The sequence below is a fragment of the Rhodococcus sp. 27YEA15 genome, assembly GCF_049739425.1.
Taxonomy (GTDB): domain Bacteria; phylum Actinomycetota; class Actinomycetes; order Mycobacteriales; family Mycobacteriaceae; genus Rhodococcus_F.
Genome location: NZ_JBMHHW010000001.1, coordinates 4,277,416 through 4,299,755, shown reverse-complemented (window position 1 = coordinate 4,299,755; position 22,340 = coordinate 4,277,416). Strand labels below are relative to the sequence as shown.

At 61.8% G+C, this 22,340-nt stretch carries 21 protein-coding genes; 8 read left to right on the top strand and 13 right to left on the bottom strand.

The genetic code is table 11. The features are described 5' to 3' along the window. Positions 1 to 83 precede the first annotated feature (83 nt). Both ABH922_RS20075 and ABH922_RS20070 read left to right on the top strand, forming a co-directional pair. Positions 84 to 983, top strand: a complete 900-nt coding sequence (locus tag ABH922_RS20075) for a LysR family transcriptional regulator (protein ID WP_424808584.1) — start codon at positions 84 to 86, stop codon at positions 981 to 983. Between the two features lie 3 nt (positions 984 to 986). Beyond that, positions 987 to 1,868 (top strand): LysR family transcriptional regulator, encoded by an 882-nt coding sequence (locus ABH922_RS20070; RefSeq protein WP_424808583.1) that lies wholly within the window; start codon positions 987 to 989, stop codon positions 1,866 to 1,868. 62 nt (positions 1,869 to 1,930) lie between these two features. Here the strand turns inward: ABH922_RS20070 and ABH922_RS20065 are convergent, their stop codons facing one another. After that, complete coding sequence (locus ABH922_RS20065; protein ID WP_424808582.1) at positions 1,931 to 2,695, bottom strand: SDR family NAD(P)-dependent oxidoreductase; 765 nt, start codon at positions 2,693 to 2,695, stop codon at positions 1,931 to 1,933. Positions 2,696 to 2,748: 53 nt separating this feature from the next. Further along, on the bottom strand, positions 2,749 to 3,879 hold the full coding sequence (locus tag ABH922_RS20060) for a thiolase family protein (protein ID WP_424808581.1): 1,131 nt from the start codon (positions 3,877 to 3,879) through the stop codon (positions 2,749 to 2,751). 352 nt (positions 3,880 to 4,231) lie between these two features. Between ABH922_RS20060 and ABH922_RS20055 the strand changes: the two genes are divergently transcribed. After that, positions 4,232 to 5,389, top strand: a complete 1,158-nt coding sequence (locus ABH922_RS20055) for an acyl-CoA dehydrogenase family protein (protein WP_424808580.1) — start codon at positions 4,232 to 4,234, stop codon at positions 5,387 to 5,389. 67 nt (positions 5,390 to 5,456) lie between these two features. Here the strand turns inward: ABH922_RS20055 and ABH922_RS20050 are convergent, their stop codons facing one another. Further along, a complete protein-coding gene (locus tag ABH922_RS20050) occupies positions 5,457 to 6,677 on the bottom strand; it encodes a CoA transferase (RefSeq protein WP_424808579.1) in 1,221 nt (406 codons plus the stop codon). 185 nt (positions 6,678 to 6,862) lie between these two features. Continuing rightward, positions 6,863 to 7,789: a DNA-3-methyladenine glycosylase family protein gene (locus ABH922_RS20045; protein WP_424808578.1), complete on the bottom strand. Its 927-nt coding sequence runs from the start codon at positions 7,787 to 7,789 to the stop codon at positions 6,863 to 6,865. Positions 7,790 to 7,861: 72 nt separating this feature from the next. On the opposite strand from ABH922_RS20045, the gene ABH922_RS20040 reads away from it, so the two are divergent. Both ABH922_RS20040 and ABH922_RS20035 read left to right on the top strand, forming a co-directional pair. Beyond that, positions 7,862 to 8,446 (top strand): ribonuclease H family protein, encoded by a 585-nt coding sequence (locus tag ABH922_RS20040; RefSeq protein ID WP_424808577.1) that lies wholly within the window; start codon positions 7,862 to 7,864, stop codon positions 8,444 to 8,446. A gap of 43 nt (positions 8,447 to 8,489) precedes the next feature. Continuing rightward, entirely contained in the window at positions 8,490 to 9,422 is a 933-nt protein-coding gene (locus tag ABH922_RS20035) for an amidohydrolase family protein (RefSeq protein ID WP_424808576.1), read from the top strand. Positions 9,423 to 9,427: 5 nt separating this feature from the next. Here the strand turns inward: ABH922_RS20035 and ABH922_RS20030 are convergent, their stop codons facing one another. From ABH922_RS20030 to ABH922_RS19990, 9 genes are all read right to left on the bottom strand, one after another. Continuing rightward, on the bottom strand, positions 9,428 to 10,681 hold the full coding sequence (locus ABH922_RS20030; RefSeq protein WP_424808575.1) for an Nramp family divalent metal transporter: 1,254 nt from the start codon (positions 10,679 to 10,681) through the stop codon (positions 9,428 to 9,430). Between the two features lie 191 nt (positions 10,682 to 10,872). Then, on the bottom strand, positions 10,873 to 12,186 hold the full coding sequence (locus tag ABH922_RS20025; RefSeq protein WP_424808574.1) for a bifunctional o-acetylhomoserine/o-acetylserine sulfhydrylase: 1,314 nt from the start codon (positions 12,184 to 12,186) through the stop codon (positions 10,873 to 10,875). 37 nt (positions 12,187 to 12,223) lie between these two features. Then, a complete protein-coding gene (locus tag ABH922_RS20020) occupies positions 12,224 to 12,739 on the bottom strand; it encodes an OsmC family protein (RefSeq protein WP_424808573.1) in 516 nt (171 codons plus the stop codon). A gap of 364 nt (positions 12,740 to 13,103) precedes the next feature. After that, a complete protein-coding gene (locus ABH922_RS20015) occupies positions 13,104 to 13,646 on the bottom strand; it encodes a GtrA family protein (protein WP_424808572.1) in 543 nt (180 codons plus the stop codon). A 56-nt stretch (positions 13,647 to 13,702) separates the two neighbouring features. Continuing rightward, positions 13,703 to 14,908, bottom strand: coding sequence for an enhanced intracellular survival protein Eis (locus ABH922_RS20010; RefSeq protein ID WP_424808571.1), 1,206 nt, complete (start codon positions 14,906 to 14,908; stop codon positions 13,703 to 13,705). A 74-nt stretch (positions 14,909 to 14,982) separates the two neighbouring features. Continuing rightward, positions 14,983 to 15,651, bottom strand: coding sequence for a methionine ABC transporter permease (locus ABH922_RS20005; protein ID WP_424808570.1), 669 nt, complete (start codon positions 15,649 to 15,651; stop codon positions 14,983 to 14,985). Continuing rightward, a complete protein-coding gene (locus tag ABH922_RS20000; protein WP_424808569.1) occupies positions 15,648 to 16,649 on the bottom strand; it encodes a methionine ABC transporter ATP-binding protein in 1,002 nt (333 codons plus the stop codon). The genes ABH922_RS20005 and ABH922_RS20000 overlap by 4 nt, the downstream gene beginning before the upstream one ends. Before the next feature lie 11 nt (positions 16,650 to 16,660). Continuing rightward, positions 16,661 to 17,521, bottom strand: coding sequence for a MetQ/NlpA family ABC transporter substrate-binding protein (locus ABH922_RS19995; protein ID WP_424808568.1), 861 nt, complete (start codon positions 17,519 to 17,521; stop codon positions 16,661 to 16,663). Positions 17,522 to 18,254: 733 nt separating this feature from the next. After that, a complete protein-coding gene (locus ABH922_RS19990; RefSeq protein WP_424808567.1) occupies positions 18,255 to 18,995 on the bottom strand; it encodes an IclR family transcriptional regulator in 741 nt (246 codons plus the stop codon). A gap of 576 nt (positions 18,996 to 19,571) precedes the next feature. Between ABH922_RS19990 and ABH922_RS19985 the strand changes: the two genes are divergently transcribed. Genes ABH922_RS19985 through ABH922_RS19975 form a run of 3 tightly spaced genes read left to right on the top strand, consistent with a single transcriptional unit; the run spans position 19,572 to position 22,331 of the window. After that, positions 19,572 to 20,630: an NrtA/SsuA/CpmA family ABC transporter substrate-binding protein gene (locus ABH922_RS19985; RefSeq protein ID WP_424808566.1), complete on the top strand. Its 1,059-nt coding sequence runs from the start codon at positions 19,572 to 19,574 to the stop codon at positions 20,628 to 20,630. A gap of 1 nt (position 20,631) precedes the next feature. Next, positions 20,632 to 21,492, top strand: a complete 861-nt coding sequence (locus tag ABH922_RS19980) for an ABC transporter permease (RefSeq protein WP_424808565.1) — start codon at positions 20,632 to 20,634, stop codon at positions 21,490 to 21,492. Next, entirely contained in the window at positions 21,489 to 22,331 is an 843-nt protein-coding gene (locus ABH922_RS19975) for an ABC transporter ATP-binding protein (RefSeq protein WP_424808564.1), read from the top strand. Before ABH922_RS19980 ends, ABH922_RS19975 begins: the two co-directional genes overlap by 4 nt. The last annotated feature ends 9 nt before the right edge of the window (positions 22,332 to 22,340 follow it).

Here is a 22,340-nt window from a genome sequence, read left to right as displayed (position 1 = left end):
CCGGGCATCCGCGCGAGTGCACTGCCCCTCACCGCTTGTCTCCAGTGGGGTCAGAGACCGATTGCCAACCGTATGATGAGCGCGTGGACCTGCATTTCGTCACCTACTTCGTCGCTGTGGTGGACCACGGTGGGGTAACGAAGGCCGCTCGTGCTCTCTACATTTCGCAACCATCCCTTTCGCAAGCAATTCGGACACTCGAACGCCGGTTGGGAGCTACTTTGTTCGACCGGACCGGTCGAGGACTGGTACTCACCGATGCAGGCCGGGATTTCGATCTGGCAGCCAGGCGAATTCTCGCTGACGTCGACCGTGCCAGGGCGAAGGTCGCTGCAGTTCGTGACCTCGAATTCGGCCGTGTGGATATTGCGACGTACTCGGCATTCTCGATCGATCCGATCGTCGAACTGGTGCGGCGATTCCGCACGGATTTCCCGAAGGTCGTCGTGCGAGTTATCGACACCTTCGGCCCGTCCGGGGTGGAAACCGCCTTGCGTTACGGGTCCGCGGAAGTGGGAGTCACCGATCTGAGTGTCGGCTACGAAGGTTTGGTCGCCGCTCCGATCGTCACTCAGGAATTGGTTCTTGCCACGCATTCGTCGATGTCCGATCGTCTCGAACAACCGTTGACCGATCCGGTGCCGCGGGTGCTGCTTCGTACCCTGCCACTGGTGATCGATCTGGGCGACCAATCCAGCTGGGTTCGAGGTCTACTCTGCGCGGGCTCTGAGAATGTCGTCGTCGATTGTGCGCACGAGGTGACGACGTGGGAATTGGTGCGTCGCGGAATCGGAGCGACAATACTACCGAGAAAGGTCGCACAACAGCAGATTTCCGACATGCAGATATTCTCCTTCGATCCACCCCTCGCTCGCTGCGTCGCAGTGGTACACCGGCGCGGCGAACAGTCACCCGCGGCAGCGGCTTTCATCGCGACGGCGGTGGACATGGCCGCCGCCACGCAGTCCACGGGCAAGGGCTGAACGGTGGACTTCCGTCAGATGGAGTATTTTCTCGCGGTGGTCGAGAACAACGGAATCAGCGGCGCAGCAGCGGCTCTCGGCGTTGCTCAACCCACGGTCTCGCAAGCGCTGCGCGGGTTGGAGCGAGAGCTGGGGGTGCGGCTGTTTCACCGGATCGGGCGCGGCATGGTTCTCAGCGCAGCCGGGCGCAGTCTCGTGGGACCGAGTCGACAGGTTCTACGTGATGTAGCCGCAGCGGCGGAGCAGTTGACGGCCTCCGACGGTGCGGTTGTCGGCCGTCTCCACATCATGGCCTTTCCTGCGCTCACCCTGGGGGTGGTGGTCGATCTGATCGAGGAGTTCTGTCGACGATATCCCCAAGCACGAGTCAGCTTTTCGGAACTCGAGCGCGAGGACAACGTGGAGAACCTCATTCGCGACGGACAGTGCGAGTTCGTGATCGCCCATCTTCCGCTCGCGGCCGGAGAGGAGGTCGAGATCGTCGAGCTCGGCGAGCAGGAATACTGTCTGGTGTATCCCGCCGGAACCGATCTGCCGCCCGGTCCGGTGCACCTTTCGACCATGCCGGACATCCCGATGATCTTCGTCCCACGCGGCGCGGCAATGGGAGATGCAATCGAGGACTCGATTCGAAAAGCCGGTACGAGAACGGAGACCGCGGTAGTCACCGACCAGCGAGAATCGCGCCTGGCAATGGTGGTCGCCGGAGTGGGGGGATCGTTGGTCGAGCGATCGGTGGCGCGGGCGAAGAGTGCCGAGATCGTCGAGCGCTCGTGCGAGCCGAGGCTGGTGCGCAAATACGGTGTCGCCTTCGACCCGGCGACGCTCTCGCCGGTCGGACGGGCATTCGTGGATCTGGTCGACGAACACCTGTCCAGCCACTGACGGTGGCAACCGTGTTCGACGCAGGTACATGGTGAGGCAGCGGGTTTTTCGGGTCGTCGCTGCTATCGGGGGGCCATTCTGATGGCGCCGTCGAGTCGGACGGTTTCACCGTTGAGGTAGCCGTTCTCCAGAACCGACACTGCCAGTTGCCCGAATTCGTCGGGGCGACCGAGCCGCGAAGGATTGGGGACCGACGCTTCCAGCGACGTGCGTACGTCTGCGCGCAAGCGGGCCAGGAGAGGCGTGTCCATGACGCCGGGAGCGATGGTGTTGACACGGATACCACGGCTTGCCAGATCGCGGGCCGCAGTGACCGTCATTCCCACGATGCCTGCTTTGGATGCGGTGTAGTTGATCTGCCCGATCTGACCTTCGAAGGCAGCTACTGACGCTGTCATGACGACGGCGCCTCGCTCACCGTCCACCGCGACGAGTTCGGCCATCCGCTCGGCGCCCAGACGAAGTGCGTTGAAAGAACCGACGAGATTGAGTTTCACGACGAACTCGAAATCTTCGACAGACCCGGCTTTACCGTCCTTGTCGAGGATTCGCATGCGGCGCCCGGCTCCTGCGCAGTGAACGAGAGCACGCAATCCACCACGCTCGTGTGCACTGTCGAGCGCACGGGAGAACTGCTCGCTGTCGGTGATGTCGGCTTCGGCGAATCGAGCTGCTGCGCCCAGATCATCTGCGACCTGTTTGCCTTCGGACGACGGGAGATCGATCAAGGTGACGTGCGCTCCGGCATCGAGTAGCCGCCGAGCAGTGGCCAACCCGAGACCTGATGCGCCGCCGGTGACCGCGATGGATTTTCCGTCGAGTTTCACGAGTCGATACTTCTCTCTGGGGGTAGTCGAATCGAGATGAACGAGGTTCGAGATCAGATCAGTTCGAAAATGGTGGCATTGGCCATACCACCAGCTTCGCACATGGACTGAAGACCGTAGCGAATGTTGTTGTCGTGCATGTGATGCGCTAGTCGGGTAGACAGAATTGCGCCGGAGCCGCCGAGTGGGTGGCCGACGGCGATGGCTCCGCCGAGTGGATTCACGCGCGCGATGTCGGCACCGGTTTCCCTCTGCCAGGCAAGTGGTACCGGTGCGAATGCCTCGTTGATCTCGAAAGCGCCGATATCGTCGATGCGCAAACCGGACCTGCTCAATGCCTTTGCGGTGGCAGCGATCGGGCCGGTGAGCATGATGACCGGATCGTCGGCTGCCACTACCGCCGTGTGGATACGGACGAGGGGTTGCCAGCCGTGAGCTCGTGCATACTCGCTGGTGGTTACCAGTGTGGCACCCGACCCGTCGGAAATTTGCGACGAATTGCCGGCGTGGATGACGCCGTCGGGATCGAAGACCGCCGGTAGCGTCGACATCGACTCCAACGTCCCACCGCGCCGGATGCCCTCGTCCTGGGACAGTTCGGCAATCGGGGCGATCTGAGAGGTGAAGGCACCGCTGTCTGTTGCAGTTGCCGCCAGATCATGTGACCGGAGCGAGTATTCGTCCAGTTCAGTTCGTGACAGTGCCCACTTCTCGGCCACCATTTCGGCACCGACACCCTGGCTGAATCCGCTGACGCCGAAGCGGTCCAGAACAGAAGGAGGGAAGTGCTCGCCGTGCTTGGCAGCCGATCCCATCGGTACTCGCGACATCGACTCGACGCCTCCGGCTACAACCACCTCGTTCTGGCCCGAGATCACCGTGGCAGCGGCGAAAGCAATCGTCTGTTGGCTCGAGCCGCAGGCCCGGGTGAGCGTTACCCCCGGAATGCTCTGCGGCCAACCGGCGGCCAGTATCGCCGTCCGCGCGATGTTTCCGGCCTGTTCGCCGACCTGTCCGACGCATCCCCACATCACGTCGTCGACGGTTGACGGTTCGAGGCCGGTCCGTTCGGCGAGCGCTCGCAGGACGTGAGCGGTGAGTTCGGCCGGATGAATATCGGCCAAGCCTCGGCCGCGCCGTCCGATCGGGGTACGCACGGCATCGACGACGACGGCATCTCGCATGTGTCTCTCCTGCTGTTCGATCTCGGTACGGAGCACGTCGAGTGGATCACGAGTAACCACGATCCGGCAATGCTTCTCCGTGAATGACTGTGTAGATGAACGGCTGTCGGGGACGCGATCACCCCCCCGCAGGATCGTGGCACCATCGGAACACCAGGTAATCAGACCTTCGGTCGCAAGAGCGGCAGTCACTGATGGGAGCCGATCGGTGATATTGGTTCGTCCTATCCGACACATAGCCGACAAGTGTTGGACCCGAGTGCCGCCACCACGGCAGACTGAAGGCAGTGTGCTGTGTCTTTGCCGGCGACAGGATCAGTGGCCGCGCCGTCACCAATTGACTGGAGTTCGTATGCAACGCAACGTGTTCAACGACGATCACCAAACATTTCGAGTAATGCTACGAGATTTCATCGCAAAAGAAGTGACTCCGGTACACGAGAAGTGGGAAGTGGATGGGCATCCTCCCCGTGACTTCTACCGTCGACTGGGGGAATTGGGAGTCCTCGGCATCCAGGTGCCGGAGCAGTACGGTGGCGGCGGCGAGAAATCTCTCAAGTTCAACGCCGTCGTCGCAGAGGAAATCGCTGCTGCTGGTGCGTCGTTCGGATCGCAGTCGGTACACACCAATCTCATCCTGCCGTACCTGCTCGAGTATGCGAACGACGAACAGAAGGATCGTTGGTTACCCGGTTTCGCATCAGGTGATCTGATGTTCGCGATTGCGATGACCGAACCGGGAGCCGGATCGGATTTGGCGAGTATCGCGACCACGGCGAAGTTGTCCGACGACGGCACCCATTACGTGGTCAACGGAGCCAAGACGTTCATCACCGGCGGCGCGTTGGCCGATCGCGTACTCCTGGTGTGCCGGACGTCGCCGAGTTCGGCAGAGAACCGGCGAACCGGATTGTCGATTCTCGTCGTCGACACGTCGTCACCCGGTTTCGAGGTCGGACGCAAGATCGCCAAGATCGGTCTCAAGACATCCGACACGGCAGAACTCTCGTTTACCGATGTGCGAGTACCGGTGGAGGATCTGCTCGGTGCGGAGGGCGACGGGTTCAGTTATCTCACACACAATCTGGCGCAGGAGAGATTGACCATTGCGTTCGGTGCCGCTGCCACTGCGGCTGCCGCCCTTCGTTTCGCCCTCGACTACGTCAAGGACCGTAAGGTGTTCGGCAAGCCCGTTGCGGCGTTCCAGAACACCAAATTCGTTCTGGCGGAGTGCGCTACCGATGTCGATGCCATCCAGTTGGTCGTCGACAATGCCCTGGAATGCCACGACCGCGGTACGTTGACAATTCCCGACGCTGCGAAAGCGAAGCTGTTCTGCACCGAGACGGCGGGGCGGGTGATCGACAAATGCCTGCAACTTCACGGTGGATACGGATATGTCACCGAGTATCCCATCGCGCGACTCTATGCGGATGCGCGTGTCACGAGAATCTACGGTGGCACCAGTGAAGTCATGAAGACCATCATCGCCAAGGATCTCGGCCTCTGAAATCGCTGTCGGTGTGCCGGTCGGGCTCGTAACACAATGCCTGTACCGGTGAGTAGACCGAGGTGACTCAGTTCGGTGCAATCGCGATCGTTCCGCTCTCGATCAGTGCAGCGGTCTGCTGGTCGGTGGACCCGAGAAGGTCGCGGAGAACGGCAACGGTATCGCCACCGACTGGAGACGCCGGCCCGGTGCCGAGATGTATGCCGTCGAACGCGGCGGGGTTGGCAGCGGCCAGGTACGTACCGATTCTCGGTTGATCGAGCGGTGTGAACATCGGATTCGCAGTCAGAGCGTCGGATGCCGCTACATCGGCGAAGCTGCGGTATCTTTCGAACAGCACGGAGGTGTTCTTCAGTGCCGCGACGATGTCGGTACTGCTGTGCTCGCGGAACCAGCGGGTGAACAGAGCGGTGAGGACTTCTCGGTGACGGTATCGATCTGATTCGGCCGAGAAGTCTGCTCCCAGGGCAGTTTCGACCGCTTCGACAGCGGTGGTGGTGCCGGTTACCGATGTGAGGTCACGGAAGTGACGGGTGGTGAGTGCGACGATCATGAACCGTTCGTCGTCAGCGGAGACGAAGTCGATTCCATATATCCCGTAGACGGCATTGCCGCAGGCTTCGCGACTGCGTCCGTTGATTTGCACCTCGGTGAGATATCCGAGGGTTCCGGCGGTTGCCAGTGCGACGTCTTCGAGAGGGAGAGTGATCGCGCTGCCGTGGCCGGTGATATCTCGATGGCGGACGGCCGCAGTGACGGACAGCGCCGCGTGCAGGCCGCACGCGACGTCCCAGGCGGGCAAGGTGTGGTTGACGACACCGGAATGATTCTCGGGTCCGGTGATGAATGGAAATCCCAGCGCGGCATTGACGGTGTAGTCGACTGCAGGGGTGCCATCGCGGCGGCCGAGTATTTCCAATGTGATGACATCGCTGCGGAGTTGGGCGAGGGATTCGTGACTGCACCAGTTCCGGCCGCCGGCATTGGTGACCAGGATGCCGTTGCCCGATCCCGGCGTGGTGACGATCCGGCGGATCAGATCCCGGCCCTGTCGGGAGTGCATATCCACTGACATCGAGTGTTTTCCGCGATTGAGACCGGACCAGTAGATGCTGTCGCCGTTGTCGGTGACGGGCAACCGATTGCAGTCGGCGGCTCCGCCGATCGGATCGATACGGATGACTTCGGCGCCGAGTTGGGCAAGTGTCAGTCCGCACAGTGGCGCGGCGACGAAGCTCGAGATCTCGATGATGCGCAGACCTGACAACGGGGCGGTGTACTGGGCCATCTGCGATCCTCCGGGGACAGTCGAACGGGCGATCGTGCGATCGCCCGGATAGAACTATCGGTCGATGCGGGATTCTCTACGGGGGGCGTAAGGGTCGGTCAGGATCTCCACCCTCTGTTCGTATGTCGGCGTCACGATCAGTCTCTCGGTACATCAGTTTCTCGGTCCGTCAGTTTCTCGGTACATCAGTGCCACCGATGATCTGCCACCGCTGTCCGTGGCCCGAACTTCGGCTTGACCGCCTGCCCACTGACCTGCAACAACCGTACGGCGCGGTACCTGTGCGGGCTCAAGGGTGCAAGGTAGTCCACCATGCGCGCATCGTCGATCGGTTCGCCGAGCAATGACCAGCCGACGACGGCAGCGAGGTGATAGTCGCCCACCGACAGCGCATCCGCGTCTCCGAACGCGCGTTGTGAGACCTCTGCCGCAGTCCAGATGCCAACGCCGGGAACTGCTCTCAGGCGCGCCGAGGCCGCTGCCCGGGTGAAGGCCGACGCCTGTTCCAGCCGGTCGGCCACTTGGGCGCATCGAACGATCGTCTTGGCCCTCGCCGGGTCCACGTTGGCCAGGTGAAATTCCCACGACGGCATCCGCCGCCACTGGTCCGCGGTCAACGGAACACGCATCCCCTCCGGCGCGGGACCTGGTGGGCGTTCACCGAAAATGGTCAACAGCCTTCGCCAGGCCGCAAATGCGTCTTTCCCGTGCACTCGCTGTTCGAGGATCGCCGGGATCAGAGCCTCCATCACTCGGTTGGTGCGGCCGAGGCGCAGGTGTGGGAACCGTCGATGCGCCTCCACCAGCTTCGGATGTTCCGGTGTGAAGTCGTCGGCGTCGTCGTCGGTGCCGAGGAGGGCGTCGACGCCCTCGAGGAACTCGGCCGCGCCCGACCCCCACGCCTGTACTCGAACCGTGTGCCGATCGGCTTGGGTGATGCGGTAGGTCGCCGGTCCGGATGCTGGTCGGGATACTCGCCAGATCGCGCCGTCCGCGGTGCGACGGTGGGTGGGGTCGGCGGGTCCACGCTGATGCGGACTGAGCGTCAGCGCGGCGTCGAGGGGCCGGTCCGAAGTAACGACAACTTCGACGGCGTCGGTCAACTGCGTCATCCAGGACAGCGTATAGGCGACTGTCGCCGGGTGTTCAGCTCTTTGTCGGTGGCGCAACGTATTGTCCGAGCAATGATCATCGTGAGCACCGACGGATCCTGTCTGCGTAACCCCGGTGGGGCTGTGGGCTGGGCGTGGGTCAATCACGAGGGTCCGAGCTGTTCAGGTGGTGAAGCATCCGGAACCAATCAGACGGCCGAGCTGCGCGCGCTCTTCGAAGCAGTAGCGGCGCACCCGGGATCTGATCCACTGCTCATCGAGTCCGATTCGCAGTACGCCATCAAATGCGCGTCCGAATGGCTTGCAAGTTGGAAGCGCAAGGGATGGAAGACCGCGAACGGTAGTGCCGTCAAGAATCTCGAGCTGGTTCAGAGTATCGATCGTGCGATCACCGATCGCGTCGGACCGGTTCGGTTCCGCTGGGTCAGAGGGCACGTCGGAAACCACTACAACGAGATGGCCGACAAGTTGGCCGGTGAGGCCGCCCGCGCCATCGTGGCAGGCATCATCGCATCGGTCCCGCTGACGGTGTCGACGGTCCCGCCGCACACGGGTGCAGGCACGGCCGTCAAGGGCAGAGTAACAGCGGTGAGCGCGGAGTACGGCGGTCGGCGCAGCTCGTCCGAGGAACCCGAGGGTCTGTTCACTCTGTTCTGAGCTCTCCCCGTCGCCTGCTGTAGCGAGCGCTAAGGCGGTCGGTATGGTCGAGCGAACGGAAGGAGTGCGTCAGGTGTGCACCGACGAGGTTTCGAGTACCGGACCACAGGAGATCGTGGCGGTCAGGGCGTTCCAGCAGTCCCTGGGGTTGTCGGGGTTGATCGATATCCACACCCATTTCATGCCCAAAAGTGTCATGGACAAGGTATGGGCGTACTTCGACTCGGCGGGCCCGATGATCGGTCGGCCATGGCCCATCGCGTACCGACTGGCAGAGGAAGAGCGTGTACTGCGCCTGCGTGAATTCGGTGTTCGTGCCTTCACCTCCATGATCTACCCGCACAAGAACGCGATGGCCGAGTGGCTCAATCAGTGGGCCGTCGAATTTGCCGCTCAAACGCCGGACTGTCTGCACACGGCAACCTTCTATCCCGAGGAATCGGCGCCGCGCTACGTAGGTGCTGCCGTCCAATCGGGAGCGCGAATCTTCAAGTCGCACATCCAGGTCGGCAACTACGACCCGGGTGATCCGCTGCTCGACGAGGTGTGGGGCCTGCTACAGGACGCGCAGATTCCGATCGTGATCCACTGCGGATCGGGGCCCGCTCCCGGGCAGTACACCGGTCCGGATCGGATCGGAAAACTGTTGGATCGCTATCCGCGACTTCCGCTGATCATCGCGCACATGGGAATGCCCGAGTACCTTCCGTTTCTGGTCCTGGCGGAGAAGTACGAGAAGGTCCGACTCGACACGACGATGGCGTTCACCGAGTTCACCGAGGAACAGGCACCGTTTCCGTCGGATGCGAAACCTCGTCTGCTCGATCTCGAGGACCGCATCTTGTTCGGCAGCGATTTCCCGAACATTCCGTACTCGTATCTGACGGCGTTGCGATCGGTGACGCGATTGGACCTGGGCGACAAATGGTTACGTTCGGTTCTGCACGACAACGCTGCGGAACTCTTCTCGGTGTGAGCAGCTCAGCCGGTACCGGTGATGGTCAACCACAACAGTGCACCGTTCAATGCCACGATCAGGCCGGCCGAGACCCAGGCCGCGACGGTGGTCAACGGGGTATTGCGTGAGGTTCCCATGAGTGCGACGTCCGAGGTCATCCGCACCAGTGGGATGATCGCGAACGGTATGCACAGACTCAGAACCACCTGACTGAGTACCAGAGCGAGCGTAGGATCGACGCCCATTCCCAGCACGATCAATGCCGGAATGAGGGTCACGATCCGTCGAAGGAGCACGGGAATCCGCACGGCGAGCAATCCGTGCATGATCTCGGCGCCGGCCGCACATCCCACGGACGTCGAAGCGAGTCCCGATGCCAGCAGGCCGACAGCGAACACGATGGCCACACCGGGGCCGATGGAATTCTCGATGGCCGCGTGCGCTCCTTCGATGGTGTCCGTTCCGGGGACACCGCGCAGCGCGGATGTAGCGAGGAGCAGCATGCCGATGTTCACCCCGCCGGCTATGACCAGCGCGATCACGACATCGACGCGGGTGATCTTCAGTAGGCGTTGCAGGCGCGGTCCCGGTTCGATGTGGCCGTGCCGGTCGCGGGCGAGTGCGGAGTGCAGGTAGATGGCGTGCGGCATGACTGTCGCCCCGAGCATGCTGGCGGCGAGGAGCACGGTTTCGGTGCCGTCGAAGCTGGGGACCAGTCCGGAGGCGGCTTCACCACCGTCGATGTGAGTGAAGGCGAGGCCGGCGAGGAACCCGATGGTGATGATCGCGAGCAGCCCCATCACGACGAACTCGAACGTGCGCTGTCCGCGGCGGTTCTGAACGGACAGGATCACCATCGACACACATCCGGTGACGAGTCCGCCGAGGAAGAGGGGGATGTGGAAGAGCAGGTTCAGGGCGATCGCACCGCCGATCACTTCGGCGAGGTCGGTGGCGATGGCCATGGCCTCGGCCTGTAACCAGAACGCGCGCCGGTTGTTCTTCTTCAGGCGCAAACCGAGCATCTCGGGTAATGACTTGCCCGAGACCAATCCCAGTTTCGCGCTGAGGTATTGCACCAGTACCGCCATGGCATTGGCCAGGACGAGAACCCAGATCAGCAGGTATCCGTATTTTGCGCCCGCGGTCAGATTGGCGGCGACGTTTCCGGGGTCGACGTAGGCGATGGCAGCGACGAACGCCGGGCCGAGCAGTGCCAGCGATCTACCCGAAGGAAGTCGACGCCGCGTGGGCGACTGCTGAGTGGGCGTACTCATCGGACTCCCTGGATCCCGGAACCGACCCATTCGATTCGAATAGAAGAACTGTAGAGTTCGGTACCCCGAACTTTCAACGTAAGCAATCTCTCGGTGCTAGGGCCGAGGATCTTCGGATCGACACCAGGCGGACATACAAACGTGCTCGACCCCGACGGAAGTCGGGGTCGAGCACGTTTGTATGTCTCGGGTTACGAGGATGCGGCAGCGAAACCCGTGTCGAGGTCGGCGAGAATGTCGTCGATACCCTCGATCCCGACGGCGAGCCGGACCAGGCCGGGGGTGACGCCTGCGGCGAGCTGCTCCTCGGGAGTGAGCTGAGAGTGCGTCGTCGACGCCGGGTGGATGACGAGCGAGCGAACGTCGCCGATGTTGGCGACATGGCTGTGCAAGGTCAATGCGTTGACGAACTTCTTGCCCGCATCGATGCCGCCCGCGAGCTCGAACGCGATGATCGCGCCGGCACCCTTGGGTGCCAACTTCTGTCCGCGCTCGTACCACGGGGACGACGGAAGTCCGGCGTACGCGACGGAGGTGACGTCGTCACGGCCCTCGAGGTACTCGGCGACCTTCTTGGCGTTCGACACGTGGCGCTCGACGCGCAAGCTCAATGTCTCGATGCCCTGTGCGATGAGGAATGCGTTGAACGGTGCGATCGCCGAGCCGAGGTCACGCAGGAGCTGGACGCGAGCCTTGAGGGCGTAGGCGGGCGCACCGAGGTCGGCGAACGTGACGCCGTGGTAACTGGCGTCGGGGGTGGTGAAGTTGGTGTGGCGGCCTTGGGTCCAGTCGAAGGTGCCGCCGTCGACGATCACACCGGCGATAGCTGTGCCGTGTCCGCCGAGGTACTTGGTAGCGGAGTGCACGACAATGTCGGCGCCGTGCTTCAGGGGCTGGATCAGGTACGGGGTGGCGACGGTGTTGTCGACGATCAGCGGGATGCCGTGCTCGTGCGCAACGCCGCTGACTCCCGGGATGTCGAAGATGTCGTTCTTCGGGTTGGAGATCGTCTCACCGAAAAACGCCTTGGTGTTCGGCTTGATCGCAGCGCGCCAGTGGTCGAGGTTGTCCGGGTCCTCGACGAAGTCGACGGTGATTCCCAGCTTGGGGAGGGTGTAGTGGAAGAGATTGTAGGTGCCACCGTAGAGGCGAGGGCTCGAGACGATGTGGTCTCCTGCCTCGGCGATGTTGAGGATGGCAAACGTTTCCGCCGCCTGACCGGAAGCGACCAGGAGAGCCGCGACACCGCCTTCGAGGGCGGCGATGCGCTGCTCGACGGCATCCTGGGTGGGGTTCATGATGCGGGTGTAGATGTTGCCGGGCTCGGCCAACCCGAAGAGCGCAGCGGCGTGATCGGTGTTGTCGAAGACGTAGCTGGTGGTCTGGTAGATCGGCAGTGCGCGGGCATTGGTCGCGCTGTCGGGAGACTGTCCCGCGTGAACCTGCTTGGTTTCGAACGACCAGTTCGCGGTCGGATCCGTTTCGACGGGGGTGTTCTCGCTCATGAATTCCTACTCCGTGGTGAAGGTGGGTGGTGCTGGGTCAGGCAGTTTCGACGACTGTATGTACGGGAACCGGGTTACGAGTGAGATCGAGTACGGGGCAGTGCGCATCGACGGTTTCCTGCAGTTCGAGATACCGCTCACGGGATTCGGGGCCGGTCAGTGTGACGACAACCCGAACCTCGGAGAATCCCGGGCGAACGGAATCGTCGAAGCCGAAGAAACCTTGGACGTCGAGATCGCCCTCGGCGCGCGCGGAGATGTCGTCGAGCTTGATACCGAGCTTGTCGGCCCATACGCGGTAGGTGACAACCTGGCAGGAGAGCAGCGAGGCGAGGTAGTACTCGACCGGATTGGCTGCGGTGTTCTCGCCACCGAGCGCCGGCGGCTCGTCGACCTCGACACTGTATTTACCGAGCGTGACGGTGCTGGCTACGGCGTCGTGCGCCTGGGCTGATGCCTTGAATACGACGTGAGCCTTGCTTGGGTCCTTGCCGATCGCGTCGGCGTTGGCGGTCACGACGGAGGTCAGGTGTGAAACGGATGCGGTGGTCACAGCGGAAATAGCCCCTGATCTGGGTATACATACGGTTACCTCCCGCGAGCGGCGCCCACGGAAGTGGGTCCGATCAGAAGATCGGACACCCGGATGTACAGACATGCGCAAAATCGACATGGCGTCGCCGCGTCAGCAGCGGGCCAGTCGCATATGCGTCGGTTCCCTTCACGGAAGTGACTCTAACCGGTACGTGCCCTTTCCGACCAGCCCCATAGGAAACGAGCCCTCTCGGGGCGGGGAGACTCGGCTGATGAGAAGGACCCAGACTGAATGTGAAATCTGTTCACTCTGTTGATGATTCGCTACCACAGGCAAGTCTGCGTCCAGCGTTCAAGCACCGCTGTGATCTGTTCCTGCCGTATCAGTCGCGCGGTGCGGACTTGGAATCGGACACCGCGGGTGTGGGTAGTGACTCGGTGACCACTGGTTCGGGGAACACGTAACGGCGCATCGCCCACCAGCGGAAAGCTGTGGCCAGGAGTGTTCCGATGATGGATCCACTGATGAAGTCGGCGAAATTCTCCATCAGGAGTGAGACGTTGGGTTGACGCAGGTGGAATACGTAACTCGAAATCCACAGCGGTACCTGGTTGATGGCCAAGCCGATGCCGGCGACGATGAAGAACAGGGCTGCCTCGTGATGGCGCTGCCTGCCGCCGCGCTGCGCGAAGGACCATTCTCGATTGAGAACGTAGGACAGCACGGTTGCGATCAGCACGGCGAGGATGTTCGCCGTCACCGGATGCTGAGGCAGCACCGTCCACTTGATGCCGAAGAACAGGACGGTGGTGACGACGAACGCTATGCCGCCGACCACCAGGAATTTGAGCATTTCGGCATGGGGAAGGACCCGCACGAGTATTTTCTCGGGCAGCCTGGCCACCAGTTTTCCGACAAACGCCATTGGTCGAGGCTAACCCGACCGATGCCCCTGTGCACAACTGCTGCGCGGGTGGCGCCTCAGAATCCGTATCCGAGTACAGCTGGGCGATCCACCGAGAAGGCCGCATCGACTGCGTCGACCGCCCGGGAATCCGTCGCTCGAAGACGGTGGGCCGATGCGAAAGTGCGCGCGCGATGAGTCCCCAGATACAAGGCTGACAGAACGTCCGAAGCCATCGTGACCTGTGGCGACGCGTCCGTCGGGGTACATGTTGCCCGGCCGTCCCGCACTCGGAGCCGGAACGTTCCACCGGCGTCGAGGTAGGGATCGTCGATCTCGATCACTGTGTCCAGGTCGGCGGCGTAGTCCCGGGCCTGCAGTGCGGCGGGCACATCCATGATTCGAAGCCAAAGGTGATCTGTCCGACTTTTCGTGCGGACCGACCGATAGTCGGTCAGCAGCAGTCGGAGTGGATCATCGGGGTGCTGGTTGACCTCGATACGCGTCACGAGGTCGAGGCCGATCAGCGCGCGCCACAAGGCCGCGTAGGCCTGTGGTGTGATGGCCACGAACTGGCTGACCTTGACCACATTCTCGGAGCCGTCGTAGTTGTGTCGATAGGCGACGTAGCCGTCCGCATGAGTGAGAAAGAACAGTGCCGAACCACCGTTCTTGTCGTCGGCGGACTCTGCGAAGGTGCGATCCCAATGCGCTGTCGGACGCTGCTGCGCGCCGGGAGTGAGCAGGCGCCATCGGTCGTAGATGTCGGGCAGGGTGGCGGCAGCGGTCCGCGCGTCGACGATCGACACACCGCCCGGATCGGGAACATCGGCTTGGAAGCGGGCGAAGCGACGGTCGAAGGTGATCTGCTCCTCGACGGTCGCAGGTCCGTAGCCGAACCTTCCGTAGATTCCGGCATCGCTGGCGGTCAACGCGGCGAGCGGTGCGCCGGACGCGGTAATCGTCTCGTGTAGCTTCTCGAACATCGAGCGCAGAATGCCTCGACGTCGGTGGGTAGGAGCGACAGACACCCAGGTGATGCCGCGAGTGGGTACCTGGTGGCCGCCGGGAACGGTGAACTCCATGTCGAAACCTACGGCCATCGCTACCGGTACTCCGCCGTCGGTGGCCACGACGATGTTCTCGGGACTGTGCAGTGCCCGCATCATCGTGGCGTCGTTCTCGGACGGGTGGAACCCGAATCCGGTGGAAATCAGCAGTTTGAGCGCATCCCAGTCGCTGTCGGTCGCGGTACGGAACAAAATCTGGTCGTCATGGCTCACATCTACCGACTTTGGCATAATCCGACCGCCTTTGCACGTTGTTTACCGTGGCCTGCCGGGAGTGGACGTTCCGGTCAGCGACGGTGTGCCAGCGAGCGCACGATCAGGTCGCCGATCGACTGGATTACCTGGACGACCACTATCAGGATCACCACCGCAACGAGCAGTACCGGTGTGTTGAAACGTTGATAGCCGTATTTGAGGGCGAAGTCGCCCAGGCCGCCTGCGCCGATCGCACCGGCCATCGCCGAGTATCCGATCAACATCACCGCGGTCAGGGTCGCTCCGGCCACCAGACCGGGAACCGACTCCGGTAGAAGGACTTTGACGATGATATGGCGGTCGGCGGCACCCATCGACCGCGCTGCGTCGATCCGGCCCGAATCGACTTCGCGCAGCGCATTTTCCACTACCCGCGCAAAGAACGGAACTGCGCCGACCGTCAACGGAACGATGGCCGCCGTGGACCCCAGCGCAGTGCCGACAATGGCGCGTGTCGTCGGAATGAGAAGAACCAACAAGATGACGAACGGCAGAGACCGTCCGATGTTCACGACGGTGCCCAGAACTGCGTTGAGAATGCGGTTTGGCCGGATGCCGTCGGATGCACTCACGTGCAGGACGACGCCGATGACGATGCCGACTATCACCGTGAGCACGAAGGACACGCCCACCATGTACAGCGTTTCGAGTAGAGCCTGCCACGCCTCGCCCAGGGAATCTTGCCAGGAGATCTTGTTCACGAGAATGTCACCTTTACCCCGCGTTGCGAAAGATACTCTTCGACAACGCCTCTCGTTTGGCTGTCCGTCTTCGTGGCATCGAGGGCGCTGAACTCGACTCGGAGGCGGCCTACCTGATGTTCTCCGATAGCTTCGATTCCGCCGGAGATCACCGTGACGTCGACGTCGAGATCGCGGGACAGTTGGGAAATCACCGGAGCTGTGGAGAGCGAATCCACGAAGGTGAGCAGCGCGGACACTCCGGCGGGTTTCGCGCGTGCCGTGCCAGTGGGGAGGATGGCCTCGCCCAACCTGGAATCGGGGTCGGCCACCAGGTCGGTGAGCGCGCCGGCATCCACGATCCGGCCCTGCTCGATCAGAGCCGCCCGATGACAGATCCGGCGAACCACGTGGAGTTCGTGTGTGATCAGAACGATCGTCACGCCGAGTCGGCGGTTCAGATCGGCCAGAAGGTCGAGAATCGACTCGGTGGTGTCGGAGTCGAGTGCACTGGTGGCCTCGTCGCACAGCAGAACGTCCGGTGAGGCAGCAAGTGCTCGGGCGATACCGACCCGTTGTTTCTGTCCGCCCGAAAGTTGAGACGGGAACGCGCCTCGGCGTTCGTTCAGGCCGACGAGTTGGATCAACTCGTCCACACGGGCTTGCCGATCGGCGCGTGAGTATCCGGCTACTTCCAACGGGAAAGCGATGTTGCCGGCAACTGTTCGTGAATGCAGCAGGTTGAAATGTTGGAAGACGACGCCGATCCGCTTACGGGCGTCCCGGAGTTCGGCCGGGCTCAGCTGTGTCAGATCGGTCTCGCCCAACAGGATTCGTCCACTGGTGGGACGCTCCAGAAGATTCAGGCAGCGAAGCAGCGTCGATTTCCCGGCCCCGCTCTTGCCGATGATTCCGAAGATCTCACCGTCGTCGATGGTCAACGACACCGAATCGAGTGCGTTCAGTACCTTTGCGCCACTACCGTATTGTTTGGAAACCGACTCGATCGTGAAGACCATGTCCCGACTGCTCAGGCGTTGTTGACTGGAATGACCGAACCCTGGAACGTCTGCTCGATGTATGTTGCAACGTCCTTGGACGTCAAGGCTTCGGCGAGCTTCTGCACACGCGGATCGTCCTGGAGGCTCTTTCGGACAGTGAGGACGTTGGCATAAGGGTTGCCCTCTGCTTTCTCGAGGACGAGTGCATCCTTGGCGGGGGTGAGTCCACCCTCGATTGCATAGTTGCCGTTGATGACCGCGAGATCCACCTTGCCGTCGTCGAGAGTGCGCGGCAACTGTGGCGGATCGACCTGAACGAACTTCAGTCCTTTGGGATTGTCGATGATGTTCTTCTCGCTGATCTGCGTGATATCGGTGCCCGGAGCACCCAACTGCTGATCGAGCTTGATCAGGCCACCCTGCTGCAGCAGGAAGAGACCGCGGGCGAAGTTCGTGACGTTGTTCGGCAGTGCGACCGTCGCGTCCTGCGGGAGATCGGCAAGGTTGGTGACCTTCTTGGAGTACGCACCGAGCGGTTCGACGTGGACTTTGGCAACGGCGACCAGGTCGTCGACACCCTTCTCTTTGGACCACGAGTCCTGGTACGGGACGTGCTGGAAGTAGTTGGCGTCGGTGTCGCCTGCTTCGAGAACCTCGTTGGCGTCGAGGTCCCCGGTGATCTCGCGGATGTCGATCTTGGTATCGCCCAGAAGTCCCTTGTCCTGGACGTACTTCAGGATTTCGGTGTGTGGAACAGCAGAGGCGACGATCCGCAGGGGCGCGTCAGCGCTGGAGCTGTCACTGTTGCTCGAGCAGGCGGTCATCGTTCCCACCGCTACGGCGGCGACGGCGACGGCGGCGAAGAATCTTCTGGCGTGCAAGCGCGACATGCAAATCTCCAAGACATAGCGGACTGCCACGTCGGGTGGACGTGACGATTCGGTGAAAGATAACGCGGAGCCGATCCGTTGGCCAGATTCAGAATCAACGGGATTCTAAAGTCTGGCAAATCGGGCACCCGGCAGATCTGTTCGGTGGTATCGACGCGCAACAGGCGCAGTGGGGACATCCACTGGTAGGCAACTTGACGTGACAGCGCTGTCGTTGCAGCCCGATTCCCTTGTCTTGGAGCTGTTCACCGGCCGGAAGGGTGGGCGTTCTCATGCCTCCGGACGTGCAAGGGAGTCGAAATTCTTGGTCTCGGTGCGTGTCGGGAAGTGTGGACGGCCAGATATCTGGCTGGAAGCTCGCCGATGCCGTGCACAGCCGGATCGGCACCGGTGACGTATGACGGGTAGGGACCGGCCAGATATTCGAACGGCGGCAACTCGTGCGGCCGGTTTCGACCGCAGACCAGTACGTGATTGTCCCGCCGTCAACAAGGTCGTGGTGATGACGAACCCGATGCCCTTGGTTCCGCCGGAGACGAGAACGGAACGTGCGGTGAAGTCGACAGGGCTTGGCAGGATCCGGTGGAACCCTCCTGGTGGTGCACCACCAGACGCCATCACAAGCAATCGCTTGGTTAATTGGGGTGTAGTTGACGGCGATGTCGGGTAGGCGTCACGTCGAGAAAAAATCATTCTGACCGGCGGTCGATCTGGCGGCGAAGATCGAAGTCGGTCAGCGCATGCCGACGGCGATCTCGTGGGCGGTGACCTTCGCCAGTTCGACAAAGAACGGAATTCTCTCCGGAATCATGAGGTCGACCGGCCCCCGCAGGCCCAGGGCGAATCGCGGCACCTCTCCCTCGGTGAGGATGGGAAGGCCGATGGTTCGGTATCCGGGGGCGAGTTCCTGGTCGTTGAAGGCGAATCCACGTTCACGAGTCAGGTTGAGCTCTTTTCCTAATTCCTCGGGCCCCAGAACGGATCGTTCGGTGCCAGGTTCGTACGGAAGTCGCGACAGTTCGTCATCGGAAGTTTGCGACCAGGCAAGAAGCGCCTTGCCGAGTGCGCTCGCGTGCAGTGGAATTCGGAGTCCCTGCAATTGGTGGCCGTCTGCCTTTCGCCAATGACTGGTTCCCAGTATCACCGCGTCGTTACCGTGTCTGATGGCAATCGACGAGCTGGCGCCTGTCGTGGTGGCAAGTTGTTCAAGGTGTGGCTCGGCGAGATAGATGCGATGTTGTCGGTACGCGATTTGGCCGTATTCCGCGAGAGCACCCCCCAGGCGATAGCGCAGCGAGTCGGGATTCTTGTCAAGGAAGCCGGCTTCGACCAGCGCTCCGAGAAGTCGATGTGTGGTGCTGACAGCAAGCCCTTGGCGGCGTGCCACCTCGGAGACGCCTAGTTCGTCGCCGCCCCGGAAGCATCCTAGTACCGAGAGGGCGCGAGCTACGGTCTGTATACCGGGGGACTTCACGAGCGAGAGGCTAACATAGCGGACATCGGTGTTAGCCGTTCCAGTCTTTCGTCACGACGAATTCAAATCTTTCCATTGAGCGGAAAGCATGCATGTACGCCTCTGATCGAAGAAGTAGGTCGGCGAACATGAAGGTCGATCGCGGTAACAGTGATGTCAGTTGACGTTCAGATGTTATTGCCGGTGATGCGTCACGGCGGATACGTCGGAGTTGGTGCCATCCGAGTTGCACACCCCGTTGTATATCCGCCTTTTGGATCTGTTCTAGCGAAACAAGCCCGAGTTTGTCTTGGCCCCTTCGCCTTATGGTGAAACCGTAGTCGTTTGAAGGTGGTAAACGTGATGCCTGGGCGAGCGGCGTCGACACCGGAGGCGGTGTGAGGTTCGGGGCGTTTCGACGCTTTCGATTGGGCGAGTGAAACATCCGCGGATCGATGGATTTCGGCCGATGCTTCATTCAAAACAAATGGCCAGTGAGCAACCTTTCCAATCAGTGGAAAATTATAGATAGTCCGTAGGAAATGCAGACAGTAGTTTGAGACTCCGATCGACCCGACCTCGAACAGGAGCCTCCAGATGCCCCGCACCCGCCTACTGCACCGAGCCCGCGCAGCGCTCGCGATCCTCCCCCTTGTCGCATTGGTCGCCGCGTGTGGTTCGGGCGCGGGTGACTCTGCGTCTGCCGCCGGCTCCGATGTCGAACCGACCTTCGTTCTCAAGGTCACGGACCCCGGAAACGCCGGGCCGCTGGCGGTGGGGAAGCGGGACGGCACATTCGATCAGGCGCTCGCGCCGCTCGGCGCGAAGATCGAGTGGGTGCAGACCGCACCGGCCTTCAGTGCCAATCTGAAGCTGTTCAACTCAGGAGAGTTGGATGTGTCAGGCGGTGCCTACAGTCCGGTGGTCGGGGCGTTGTCCAAAGATGTCGCGGTTCGCATCATCGCCGTTGCAGATCCGGTGGAGCAGGATCAAAGTGGCATCATTGCGACTCCGAAATCAGGTATCACCAAGGTTTCGGACCTGGTGGGCAAGCGGATCGCGGTCAACTCGGCAGCGAAGGGTGAGTACATCACGCTGAAAGCCTTGCAGCAGGCCGGAATACCGTTCGATCAGGTTGAAAGGGTCTCGCTGCAGCCGGCGGACGCTGCCTCGGCTTTCTCGACCGGGCAGGTCGACGCTTGGGCTTCGTTCAACGATCCGTATCAGGAGGCAAAGGCCCGTGGTGGCGTCGAGATCGCCACTGAGGCGAGTATCGGCTCCAAGGACAACACCATCGTCGCGTTCCGGACTGCAGTACTCGACGAACGACCGGACGTCGCGGCCAAGTACCTCGAGACATTGCAGGAGCTCACCGAGAGCCAGCGTTCCAACCCCGAGGACTACCAAAATGTATTCGAGAAGGCAGGCCCGCGGGCGCTGTCCGGCGACCGACTGAGCAGGGCAGTCGAACTGGGGCGCAAGGCGACAGTCCCCAGGTACCCGACAGAGGCGGATTTCGCTGATGTGCAAGACGTAGCCGGACTGTTCTACGCCAACAGTGTCATCTCGCGCGCCGTAACCGCGGAGGATCTCTTCTATCCGCTTCAGGAAAAACTTGCGGAATATCAGCAGACACAACCGAACTCGGGTAAGTAAGATGGCTGTTCTGGCGGCGCGCGCCGCGACTTCCGGGCAGGAAGACGGTACGCATCTGACTCTCGAGACGCCGAGCTACCGGGTCGGTCGCGCTCGTCCACGCTGGCTGTCCGTTCCATTGCGGTTCCTGGTCCCCGCTCTCATAGTGGTCGGTTGGTGGATTGGTTCGGCTACCGGAGCGATTCCGGAGGAGGTGCTCGCCGGCCCGCCCAAGGTGTGGACCGCATTTTCCGAACTGTTCGAGACAGGCCAATTGATCGACTTCTCCATCGCGTCCTTCAAGCGTGCTGCACTGGGGGTTTTGTTCGGTGTCGCGGTGGGGCTGGTGCTGGGTATCCTCTCTGGTTTATCCAGTCTCGGTGAGGAACTCATAGATTCGACGATGCAGATCAATCGCGCCATCCCCTTCCTGGCTCTGGTTCCGTTGTTCATAGCCTGGTTCGGTATCGACGAGACGTTCAAAGTATTGCTGATCGCGTTCGCCACGGTCGGACCGATGTATGCCTACACCTATCTCGGAGTGCGCAACGTCGACCGCAAGATGGTGGAGGCCGCACAGAGTTTCGGGCTTTGCGGTTGGCGGCTGGTAGTCGGTGCGATCCTGCCTTCGGCGCTGCCGGGAATACTGATGGCCCTTCGTATCTGTCTCTCCATCTCGATCACAGGTTTGATCGCGGCAGAGCAGATCGGAACGAGGGAAGGCATCGGCTACCTGGTGACGCTTGCCCAGGAGTACAACCGGACCGACTACATGGTGCTGTGCGTGGTTCTCTACGCCCTGCTCGGACTCGTCTTCGACGGCGTCGTACGTATCATCGAGCGGTACTCGATGCCATGGCGTGGACAGGTGGCAGTTCGATGAATGCGATCATGCGCGAGAGCAGCCAGATTGGGAAGTCGGACGTCGTACCGGAGGCACCCCTACCACCGCTCGACGAGCGTGTACCGACAGCCACTACCGCTGACGAACGACGGAAGAGCGAGCCGGTAGCAGTTTCGATAACGGGTCTGTACAAGGCGTTTGGGGACAATGTCATTCTGGACGGCATCAACCTCGAGATTCACCGTGGCGAATTCGTGGTCCTACTCGGCCCCAGTGGCACGGGCAAGACCACACTGCTGCGCCTGCTGACCGGGTTGGAAAAGCCCGATTCAGGTTCGGTGCTGGTACCGGGCAGACGCACCACTGTGTATCAGGAGCCCCGACTCGTACCGTCCAAGCGCGTGCTGGGCAATGTCACGATCGGTCAACGTCGGAGTGCGACGAACCGTGAACGTGCGGAGCGCGCACTCGCCGAGGTCAATCTTGCCGGTAAGGCGAGACAGTGGCCGGCCACACTGTCCGGGGGTGAAGCGCAGCGAGTAGCGTTGGCGCGCGCACTGGTTCGGGAGCCAGAACTGCTACTGCTCGACGAGCCGTTCGCTGCACTCGATGCTCTGACCAGATTGCAGATGCAGGACCTGGTCGGCGATCTGGTTGCCAGGCACCGGCCGGCCGTACTGTTGGTCACCCACGATGTCGACGAGGCGGTTCGGCTCGCGGATCGTGTACTGATCCTCAACAATGGCCGATTCGCCGTGGACGTCGACGTCGACATCGGGCGTCCGCGCGATCGCACCGATCCGGAGACTCTGCGCTACCGAGCAGCCTTCCTCGCTGAACTAGGAGTCGGCCGAACCATCACTACCACAACACCTTAGGAGAGCAAC

Excerpts from the sequence above, each read along its gene's own strand:
- ABH922_RS20060 (WP_424808581.1), bottom strand. The coding sequence starts at position 3,879 with ATGCGAGATGCCGTCGTCGTCGATGCCGTGCGTACCCCGATCGGACGG.
- ABH922_RS20055 (WP_424808580.1), top strand. The coding sequence starts at position 4,232 with ATGCAACGCAACGTGTTCAACGACGATCACCAAACATTTCGAGTAATG.
- ABH922_RS20050 (WP_424808579.1), bottom strand. The coding sequence starts at position 6,677 with ATGGCCCAGTACACCGCCCCGTTGTCAGGTCTGCGCATCATCGAGATC.
- ABH922_RS20045 (WP_424808578.1), bottom strand. The coding sequence starts at position 7,789 with ATGACGCAGTTGACCGACGCCGTCGAAGTTGTCGTTACTTCGGACCGG.
- ABH922_RS20040 (WP_424808577.1), top strand. The coding sequence starts at position 7,862 with ATGATCATCGTGAGCACCGACGGATCCTGTCTGCGTAACCCCGGTGGG.
- ABH922_RS20035 (WP_424808576.1), top strand. The coding sequence starts at position 8,490 with ATGGTCGAGCGAACGGAAGGAGTGCGTCAGGTGTGCACCGACGAGGTT.
- ABH922_RS20030 (WP_424808575.1), bottom strand. The coding sequence starts at position 10,681 with ATGAGTACGCCCACTCAGCAGTCGCCCACGCGGCGTCGACTTCCTTCG.
- ABH922_RS20025 (WP_424808574.1), bottom strand. The coding sequence starts at position 12,186 with ATGAGCGAGAACACCCCCGTCGAAACGGATCCGACCGCGAACTGGTCG.
- ABH922_RS20015 (WP_424808572.1), bottom strand. The coding sequence starts at position 13,646 with ATGGCGTTTGTCGGAAAACTGGTGGCCAGGCTGCCCGAGAAAATACTC.
- ABH922_RS20000 (WP_424808569.1), bottom strand. The coding sequence starts at position 16,649 with ATGGTCTTCACGATCGAGTCGGTTTCCAAACAATACGGTAGTGGCGCA.
- ABH922_RS19995 (WP_424808568.1), bottom strand. The coding sequence starts at position 17,521 with ATGTCGCGCTTGCACGCCAGAAGATTCTTCGCCGCCGTCGCCGTCGCC.
- ABH922_RS19985 (WP_424808566.1), top strand. The coding sequence starts at position 19,572 with ATGCCCCGCACCCGCCTACTGCACCGAGCCCGCGCAGCGCTCGCGATC.
- ABH922_RS19980 (WP_424808565.1), top strand. The coding sequence starts at position 20,632 with ATGGCTGTTCTGGCGGCGCGCGCCGCGACTTCCGGGCAGGAAGACGGT.
- ABH922_RS19975 (WP_424808564.1), top strand. The coding sequence starts at position 21,489 with ATGAATGCGATCATGCGCGAGAGCAGCCAGATTGGGAAGTCGGACGTC.